This is a genomic window from Bacteroides cellulosilyticus DSM 14838, assembly GCF_000158035.1.
Taxonomy (GTDB): domain Bacteria; phylum Bacteroidota; class Bacteroidia; order Bacteroidales; family Bacteroidaceae; genus Bacteroides; species Bacteroides cellulosilyticus.
The window spans coordinates 150450-159127 of the sequence record NZ_EQ973490.1; the positions used below are offsets into that span (position 1 = coordinate 150450).

The window sequence follows — 8678 nt, forward strand, 5'->3', positions numbered from 1 at the left end:
TTAATTAATTCCGCTAAAGCTTTATCGTCACAATAAGAAAAGCCGCAAAGCACTGTTATCAGTCCTTTGCGGCTTTCTTATTCTTTATTACAAAGAGTTTACTTATGCTTTCACTCCGTTGTATTCGTCAGAAACAGTCAGTTTCTTGCGGCCTTTAGCACGACGTGCAGCTAATACTCTGCGACCGTTAGCGGAAGCCATTCTCTCACGGAAACCGTGTTTGTTTTTTCTCTTTCTGTTAGAGGGTTGAAATGTTCTTTTCATTACTGTATATTGTTTTATGTTATTATTTCACGTAATCGGGCTGCAAAAATAGGGACTTTTTTCAAAATAACCAAGAGTTAAGTCTTTTTCTCTCAAAACTTTTTGCGATTTTTACTGATTTCCATTACTTTTGCACCCGCAAAGCTCAGTGGAGACAATTATATAACATCTAAAATAAAAAATATTAGTATGATTAATGCCCAAGACATTAAAATCGGAACTTGCATCCGTATGGATGGCAAGCTGTACTTTTGTATTGACTTCCTGCATGTAAAGCCGGGAAAAGGTAATACCTTCATGCGTGTAAAACTGAAAGACGTAGTAAACGGTTATGTACTGGAACGTCGCTTTAACATCGGTGAAAAACTGGAAGATGTACGTGTAGAACGTCGTCCGTATCAGTTCTTATATAAAGAAGGTGAAGATTACATCTTCATGAATCAGGAAACTTTCGACCAACACCCCATTGCCCACGACCTGATCAATGGTGTTGACTTCCTGTTGGAAGGTGCTGTGCTGGAAGTAGTATCTGATGCTTCTACTGAAACAGTTCTTTATGCTGATATGCCTATAAAGGTTCAAATGAAGATTACTTATACCGAACCGGGTGTAAAGGGTGATACAGCTACAAACACGTTGAAGCCTGCCACTGTAGAGTCTGGTGCAACTGTGCGCGTTCCGCTGTTCATCAATGAAGGTGAAACAATTGAAATCGACACTCGTGACGGTTCTTATGTAAGCCGTGTGAAGGCATAAGCCGATCCCCCGACTACATAATTACGATTATACAAGCTGCCTGTCAGAAGAATTAAACACTTCTGGCAGGCAGTTTTTTTCTATAGGGGAGCAAAAGAATATACGATTGGGAAGATTATCGGAAAAGAATGATTTATCTTTGTAAGCAATAAGCAATAGAATTGCACCATGAGTAAACTGATAAAGACAGACAACGAATATAAAGAGTGGATAGGCGAACTAAAACAGCGTATCCGCCAGAGTCAGATTAAGGCAGCGGTAAAAGTAAATACGGAGTTATTGAAACTATACTGGAGTATAGGAGGTGATATAGTCCGGTTGAAAGCGGAAGCAAAATGGGGAGATGGCATCATTGAACAATTATCCCAAGATCTAAAGACGAATTTTCCAGATATGAGTGGCTTTTCTTCGCGCAACCTTTGGTATATGAAGAAATGGTATTCTTTTTATTCTCAGCCTGATACAAAACTGCCACAAGTTGGGGCGGAAAGTAAAAGTGAGAAACTGCCACAAGTTGTGGCAGAAATAGAAAAGCTCTTTTTCGCAGTTCCATGGGGACATCAACGCTGTATCATTGATAAAATAAAGAACATAAAAGAGGCTGTATTCTATATTAATAAAACTGTAGAAAATGGCTGGAGCCGAAATATGTTACTTAATATGATAGAAAGTAGTCTCTATTACAGAGAAGGTGCTTCTATTAACAATTTCTCATCATGCCTACCGGCATCACAAAGCAGCCTTGCACAGGAACTAACAAAGGACCCTTATAATTTCGACTTCCTCACCCTGCGTGATGGTTATCTTGAACGGGAGTTGGAAGATGCCCTAACTGACAATATCACCAAATTCCTCATTGAATTAGGAAATGGTTTTGCCTATGTAGGACGGCAAGTACGCCTTGAAGTCGGTGGTGATGAATTCTTTATCGATCTGCTATTTTATCATCTCAAACTACGCAGTTATGTAGTGATAGAGTTAAAAACGGGAGACTTCCAGCCCGAATATATTGGTAAGTTAGGTTTCTATGTCTCTGCCATCAATCATGAGATGAAACTGCCACAAGACAATCCAACTATAGGATTGCTAATTTGTAAAAGTAAGAACAACATAGTGGCACGATATACGCTGGACACAGCCAACCTCCCATCGGTATCTCTGAATATGAATTAAGTCAGCTTTACCCAAAAGATTTCAAGAGTACCCTGCCCAGCATTGAAGAAATAGAAAACGAACTAAAAGATTAATACCTATGAGATACTCCGTCATTATTCCTGTATACAACCGTCCCGACGAAGTAGACGAACTGTTGCAAAGTCTGACCGAGCAGAGTTTCAAAGACTTTGAAGTCGTAATTGTGGAAGATGGTTCCTCCATTCCCTGCAAGGAGGTAGTGGACACATATCAGGATAAACTGGACATACACTATTACAACAAACCGAATTCCGGTCCCGGACAAACCCGTAACTATGGCGCCGAACGAAGCGCGGGGGAATACCTGATCATCCTCGATTCCGACTGCATCCTACCCGCAGGTTATCTCGCCGCCATTGAAAAAGAACTGCAAGCCAGCCCTGCCGATGCTTTCGGCGGACCAGACCGGGCTCACGAGTCTTTTACAGATATACAAAAGGCCATCAACTACTCCATGACCTCTTTCTTCACTACCGGAGGCATCCGGGGAGGAAAAAAGAAAATGGATAAGTTCTATCCGCGCAGTTTCAACATGGGTGTTAAGCGAGACGTATATGCCGCATTGGGTGGTTTTTCAAAGATGCGATTCGGAGAAGACATAGACTTCAGCATCCGGATATTTAAAGGCGGTTACCGCTGCCGGTTATTCCCCGATGCATGGGTATATCATAAACGCCGCACGGACTTAAAGAAATTCTTCAAGCAAGTGCATAATTCGGGAATTGCACGCATCAATCTATATAAGAAATATCCGGAATCACTGAAAGTCGTCCACCTCCTGCCCGCAGCATTCACACTGGGAGTAGCGGTACTGCTGCTTGGTGCTCCTTTCTGCCTTTACAGTCTGACGCCCATTGCTTTGTACGCACTGCTGGTATGCATAGACTCTTCCATCCAGAACCGAAGCCTGCGTATCGGCATCTATTCCATTGCCGCCTCCTTTATCCAACTCATCGGATACGGCACAGGCTTTTGGAGAGCATGGTGGAATCGCTGCATACTCGGCAAAGACGAGTTTGAGGCTTTCAAAAAGAACTTTTATAAGTGATTAGCGATTAGTGATTAACATGGAGAAACTGACTATCAATCAGTGGGCGGAAGAAGACCGTCCACGGGAAAAAATGATGCTGAAGGGAGCGGAAGCTTTGAGCGATGCTGAATTGCTTGCCATCCTTATCGGTTCGGGAAACACAGAAGAAAGCGCGGTATCACTTATGCAACGGGTACTTTCCACTTGCGGCAACGACCTCAATCAATTGGGTAAATGGGAAGTGCAGGACTTTTCCAGCTTCAAAGGCTTCGGTCCCGCCAAAAGCATCACCATCATGGCAGCATTGGAACTGGGTAAACGCCGCAAACTACAAGAACGTCCGGAACGTGCCACCATCCACTCTTCCAAAGACATCTACGAAATCTTTCACCCGCTTCTTTGCGACCTGACACACGAAGAATTCTGGGTTTTACTCCTTAACCAGGCTTCCCGCGTCATCGACAAATCCCGCATCAGCCGCGGCGGCATCGACCAGACTACTGCCGACGTACGCAGCATCCTGCGCGAAGCCTTAATACAACGAGCCACACAAATAGCTCTGATACACAACCATCCTTCCGGCAGCCCACGCCCCAGTACAGACGACCAACGCCTGACGCAACTTGTCCAAAAAGGCGCTCAGACAATGAACATCCGTCTCATCGACCACGTTATTGTAACAGACGGAAAGTATTATAGCTTTAACGATGAAGGAATGATTTAAGAGAAAGCATTAAAGGAAGTCACCCGGATCTTCCTTACCGCTCATGTAAAAGATGGCATCTTTTGCTACGAAAGGTGGCATCTTTCACATCAAAAGATGGCATGTTTTGCTACAAAAGATGGCATCTTTTGCATGGGCGGTAAGAAAGATACAGATGAAAGATAGTAATGTTTGATGTAAAAGGTAGTAATGTGCTTAATAAAAGGTCTTAATATTCGAGTTGCAGAGTGCCTGTGACAGGCTTTTTCAAAACCCGTTCCTTTGTAGTTTCAATTTATTTCTTTAGCTTTGCTTCACGAAGATGAGTTGCATTCAGCATAATGCAAATAAATTTGCTTCTGCTTCCGGTTTCAACTATCTTTGCCTAACTAAAATGAAACGAATATGACCAAGTTTGAAATAGAAGAAAAAATAGTAGCAATGCTCAAAACCGTATTCGACCCGGAAATCCCGGTAAATGTATACGATCTGGGACTTATCTACAAAATAGATGTCTCCGACAGCGGAGAAGTAAATATTGATATGACCTTGACAGCCCCCAACTGTCCGGCAGCCGACTTCATCATGGAAGACGTGCGCCAGAAAGTGGAATCAGTTGACGGTGTATCTGCCGCCACCATCAATCTGGTGTTCGAACCGGAATGGGACAAGGACATGATGAGCGAAGAAGCCAAACTGGAACTGGGATTCCTGTAATTTGCAATTAGTAATTTGTAATTCAACAGAATAGCACGGTTATGAAGAATGTATATTTCCTTTCGGACGCACACCTCGGCTCACGTGCCATCGAACACGGGCGTACACAAGAGCGACGCCTCGTTAATTTCCTCGACAGTATCAAGCACAAGGCTTCTGCCTTATACTTACTGGGAGATATGTTCGACTTCTGGTATGAATTCAAGACCGTTGTGCCGAAAGGATATACCCGTTTTCTGGGAAAGCTGTCCGAACTGACGGACATAGGAGTGGAAGTGCATTTCTTCACAGGTAACCATGATATTTGGTGCGGCGACTATCTGACCCGCGAGTGCGGCGTCATCATGCACCGCGAACCGCTCACCACGGAAATATACGGCAAAGAGTTCTACCTTGCCCACGGCGATGGTTTGGGCGACCCCGACAAGAAGTTCAAATTTCTGCGCTCCATGTTTCACAGCGAATTCCTGCAAACCCTTTTCTCCGCCATACACCCGCGTTGGAGTATGGAGCTAGGACTGAATTGGGCAAAACATAGCCGTCTGAAACGTGTGGACGGCAAGGAGCCCGACTATATGGGTGAAGACAAAGAATTCCTGGTGCTCTACACCAAGGAATACCTGAAAAGTCACCCGAATATCAATTACTTCATCTACGGACACCGCCACATCGAACTGGACCTGATGTTGAGCGCCACCGCCCGTGTCACCATATTGGGAGACTGGATTAATTATTTCTCCTACGCCGTATTCGACGGTGAGAATCTCTTCCTTGAGAACTTTATTGAAGGAGAAACCAAACTATAATCCATCCCGGAAGCCCCCCTTAAAGCGCCAACCAACCGCCCAATCCGATATGAACCTTTTAAGACTGAAACACCTTTTTGCCGGATGTTTACTTGCTGTAAGTACCCTTCCGGCATGGGGACAATCCGCCCCTACCCTTGCTATCCGCATCGACGACCTTGGAGCTTTCCACTCCGTCAACGAGGCTTGTATTCAAACTTATCAGTCGGGCATCGCCCGCTCGGTTGAAGTGATGCCTGTAGCCGCCTGGTATCCGGAAGCCGTTCGTCTGCTGAAAGAAAATCCGGGATTGGATGCCGGACTGCATTTAGTCATTACCAGCGAATGGGAAAATGTAAAATGGCGCCCCCTGACGCATTGTCCCAGCCTGACGGACGAGAACGGATATTTTTATCCGATGATGGGGGCTAATCCGGCCTATCCGGGACAGTCGGTTATGGAAAACAAATGGGATATCAAAGAGGTGGAGCAAGAATTCCGTGCGCAGATAGAAATGGCACTGAAGAACATTCCCCAACTCAGCCACATGACAGGGCACATGCTGTCCACCGGATTCACGAAAGAAGTGAACGAATTGGTGTTGCGACTGGCAAAGGAGTACAACCTCCCTTCCATTGACCGCATGGATTCACCCGAAGATTACCGGTTCACCTATATCGGATATGATGGTCCGAGCCGGACATCGGCTGAAAAAGAAGAGAGCTTCATCCGTTCCCTCAATAAACTGGAAGCCGGTAAACGGTATCTGTTCCTCGACCATCCGGCACTGGATAACGAAGAAATGAGAACCGTCTTTCATATCGGCTACGAACAAGTAGCACTCGACCGGCAGGGAGTGACAGACCTCCTCACCAGCCCGCGCGTAAAGCAAGTCATTGAAGATAAAGGCATCAAACTAATTTCCATCAACCAGTTGACAAAAGGACTTCCACGTAGCACTGCCTCTAAAAAACTGGAGAAAGCTATGGAAAAATACCTGGATGCAGTGCAGAAAGCTAACCAGGACCTGCACAGCATCATGATAGTGCAACATGGTAACGTGCTTGCCGAAAAGTGGATAGGTGAAGGGAAAGAAGATGAGCCACACATTCTGAACTCTGTCAGTAAGACATTTACCGCCTCGGCTGTAGGACTCCTCATTTCAGAAGGAAGGCTAAAGCTGACGGATAAAGTAATCTCTTTCTTCCCGGATAAGCTACCCGCAAACGTCAGTGAAAACCTAAAAGCCATGACTATCCGTGACTTACTGACTATGACTTGCGGACATGATACAGCCCCGAGCGTCAATACCCAGGCTACTGAAACTCCCGCCAAGGATTGGGTGGAGCAGTTCCTCGCTCATCCCGTAGAACATAAGCCGGGCACTTTCTTTGCTAATAACAGTCTCGGAACCTATATGCTTTCCGCCATTGTTCAGAAAGTGACCGGAGAAAAGCTAGTGGATTATTTATATCCACGACTGTTCCGTCCACTGGGCATCGTCAATGTGAAGTGGCAGGAAAGCCCGCAAGGAATCAATTGCGGCGGCTGGGGACTATACCTCAAAACCGAAGACCTTGCCAAGATGGGACAACTCTTCCTGCAAAAAGGGAAGTGGAATGGCCGGCAAGTACTGTCGGAAGAATGGATTGCCGAAACTTCCGCCCGTGCCAATGGGGCCAACGGACAATATATCCTCGTAATTCCTGAAAAAGACGCCGTTATTGCCGTTACAGCACATATCGGAGACATGCAGGTTGAACTGGATCTAATCTGGAAATACCTGCTCCCGGCACTGTAAACAGATGCTTCGTCTATTTAATCTTCTGTAAATGGCCACAAGAAAAGGGAAATGTACAAAACCTTTTTCACTGCAACCTTGTAGTATATCCATAAACCATTAAAAATATACAGTTATGGATGATTTGATTTACAGAAACAATGCGATTGCCGAAGAGAATATCGACCCGCATGGTCGTCCGGCAAAGGATGAATTTGAAGAATTCAGCGAGGAGGTTTCCGAACATACGGACCTTGGATACAAAGAACAGAAAGTAAAGTCCGCAAAGGAGCGCAAGAAACGTCTCAAGGAAATGGACGAAATAGTCAAGGAAGAAATAAAGTAGCTACGAAATACAAGCTACGAGCTACAAGTGGCTGCGCAATTATACCGCATGGCACTTGTAGCTCGTCGCTCGTAACTGGTAGCTGGTAGCTTATTTGTATCCCGCAACTTTTGCTATACGTTTCGGGATTTCCGTATTATCATACTTACCGGCAAATTCCTTAGAACCTGCACCTACTGCATATACCGGCACATACTCTGCTGTGTGGCTGCCACTTGTCCAGCCTATCATGGCAATCTGGCTCATCACTTTTCTTGCGGTAGCAGCCAGCGGTTCAGTTTTCGAATAAAGAGTTTCTTCGAACACAACCTTATTCTTTACGAAGGATTGCTCAAATTCATCACGCAACATCTTCTCCTGTTCCCAAGTCAAAGGCAATTCTTTCCAGAAACCCATCTTTTCTACCAACAGAGCCTTGGCATCTTCCCAGGTTACATTATGACCTTTGGCTTTGCGCAAATCCGTGATAGCAGTAGAAAGTAAATCCTGAGACTGTTTCTGGTTCTTCAGAGCCTTCAAATGTAATTCATACTTGCCTGTACCCAATCCCAAGCCACCGGTTTCATGGTCGGCAGTTACTACAATCAGAGTTTCTTTCGGATGTTTTTTATAAAACTCATAAGCCACTTTAATGGCGTTGTCCATATCAATCACTTCTTCGAAAACTGTGGCAGGGTCGTTGCTATGGCAAGCCCAGTCGATCTTTCCACCTTCCACCATCAGGAAGAAGCCCTTGTTCTTGCCTTTGGTCAGGAAAGAAACAGCGCTTTCTGTGATTTCAGCGAGGGTCATATCGCCGTCTTTACGGTCAATGGAATAAGGCAGACAAGAAGGATTAGCACCGTCTTTCTGGATAAGAATCATCTTATCAGCCTGGGTGGACTTAACCTTAAAGTCATCAATACCTTTCGCAATGGTGTAACCGGCTTCCTCAATGATCGGGAAAATGCTCGGAGCTTCTTTCTTATCAGCGGTAGTAGTAGGCTTCAGAAAACCACCACCTGCATAGAAGTCAAAGTTAGCCTTCGGTAAGTCAAGGGCTATTTCATAATACATGCTGCGGTTAGGCTGATGAGCATAGAAAGCGGCAGGAGTAGCATGGT

10 protein-coding genes are annotated in these 8678 nt (G+C 45.1%); 8 read left to right on the forward strand and 2 right to left on the reverse strand.

Annotation, left to right across the window (positions count from 1 at the left end; all coding sequences use genetic code 11):
- Window positions 1–102: 102 nt before the first annotated feature.
- Window positions 103–264: a 50S ribosomal protein L34 gene (gene rpmH, locus BACCELL_RS05635; protein WP_002558970.1), complete on the reverse strand. Its 162-nt coding sequence runs from the start codon at window positions 262–264 to the stop codon at window positions 103–105.
- Window positions 265–453: 189 nt separating this feature from the next.
- Here rpmH and efp point away from each other — a divergent pair, with 189 nt between their 5' ends.
- From efp to BACCELL_RS05675, 8 genes are all read left to right on the forward strand, one after another.
- Window positions 454–1020, forward strand: coding sequence for an elongation factor P (gene efp / locus BACCELL_RS05640; RefSeq protein ID WP_007210643.1), 567 nt, complete (start codon window positions 454–456; stop codon window positions 1018–1020).
- Window positions 1021–1188: 168 nt separating this feature from the next.
- Window positions 1189–2193: a PDDEXK nuclease domain-containing protein gene (locus BACCELL_RS05645; protein ID WP_007210645.1), complete on the forward strand. Its 1005-nt coding sequence runs from the start codon at window positions 1189–1191 to the stop codon at window positions 2191–2193.
- Window positions 2194–2272: 79 nt separating this feature from the next.
- Window positions 2273–3262 carry a glycosyltransferase family 2 protein gene (locus BACCELL_RS05650; protein WP_007210646.1) on the forward strand — a complete coding sequence of 330 codons (990 nt, stop codon included), beginning with the start codon at window positions 2273–2275 and terminating at the stop codon, window positions 3260–3262.
- Window positions 3263–3281: 19 nt separating this feature from the next.
- Window positions 3282–3968 (forward strand): RadC family protein, encoded by a 687-nt coding sequence (radC, locus tag BACCELL_RS05655; protein WP_007210647.1) that lies wholly within the window; start codon window positions 3282–3284, stop codon window positions 3966–3968.
- 384 nt (window positions 3969–4352) lie between these two features.
- Window positions 4353–4664 (forward strand): metal-sulfur cluster assembly factor, encoded by a 312-nt coding sequence (locus BACCELL_RS05660; RefSeq protein ID WP_007210649.1) that lies wholly within the window; start codon window positions 4353–4355, stop codon window positions 4662–4664.
- Between the two features lie 41 nt (window positions 4665–4705).
- Window positions 4706–5470: a UDP-2,3-diacylglucosamine diphosphatase gene (locus tag BACCELL_RS05665; protein WP_007210650.1), complete on the forward strand. Its 765-nt coding sequence runs from the start codon at window positions 4706–4708 to the stop codon at window positions 5468–5470.
- Between the two features lie 49 nt (window positions 5471–5519).
- Window positions 5520–7250: a serine hydrolase gene (locus BACCELL_RS05670; RefSeq protein WP_007210651.1), complete on the forward strand. Its 1731-nt coding sequence runs from the start codon at window positions 5520–5522 to the stop codon at window positions 7248–7250.
- Between the two features lie 115 nt (window positions 7251–7365).
- Entirely contained in the window at window positions 7366–7575 is a 210-nt protein-coding gene (locus tag BACCELL_RS05675; RefSeq protein ID WP_007210652.1) for a hypothetical protein, read from the forward strand.
- A 90-nt stretch (window positions 7576–7665) separates the two neighbouring features.
- Here the strand turns inward: BACCELL_RS05675 and BACCELL_RS05680 are convergent.
- A partial coding sequence (locus BACCELL_RS05680) for an alkaline phosphatase (protein WP_007210653.1) occupies window positions 7666–8678 on the reverse strand: 1013 nt, incomplete at its 5' end.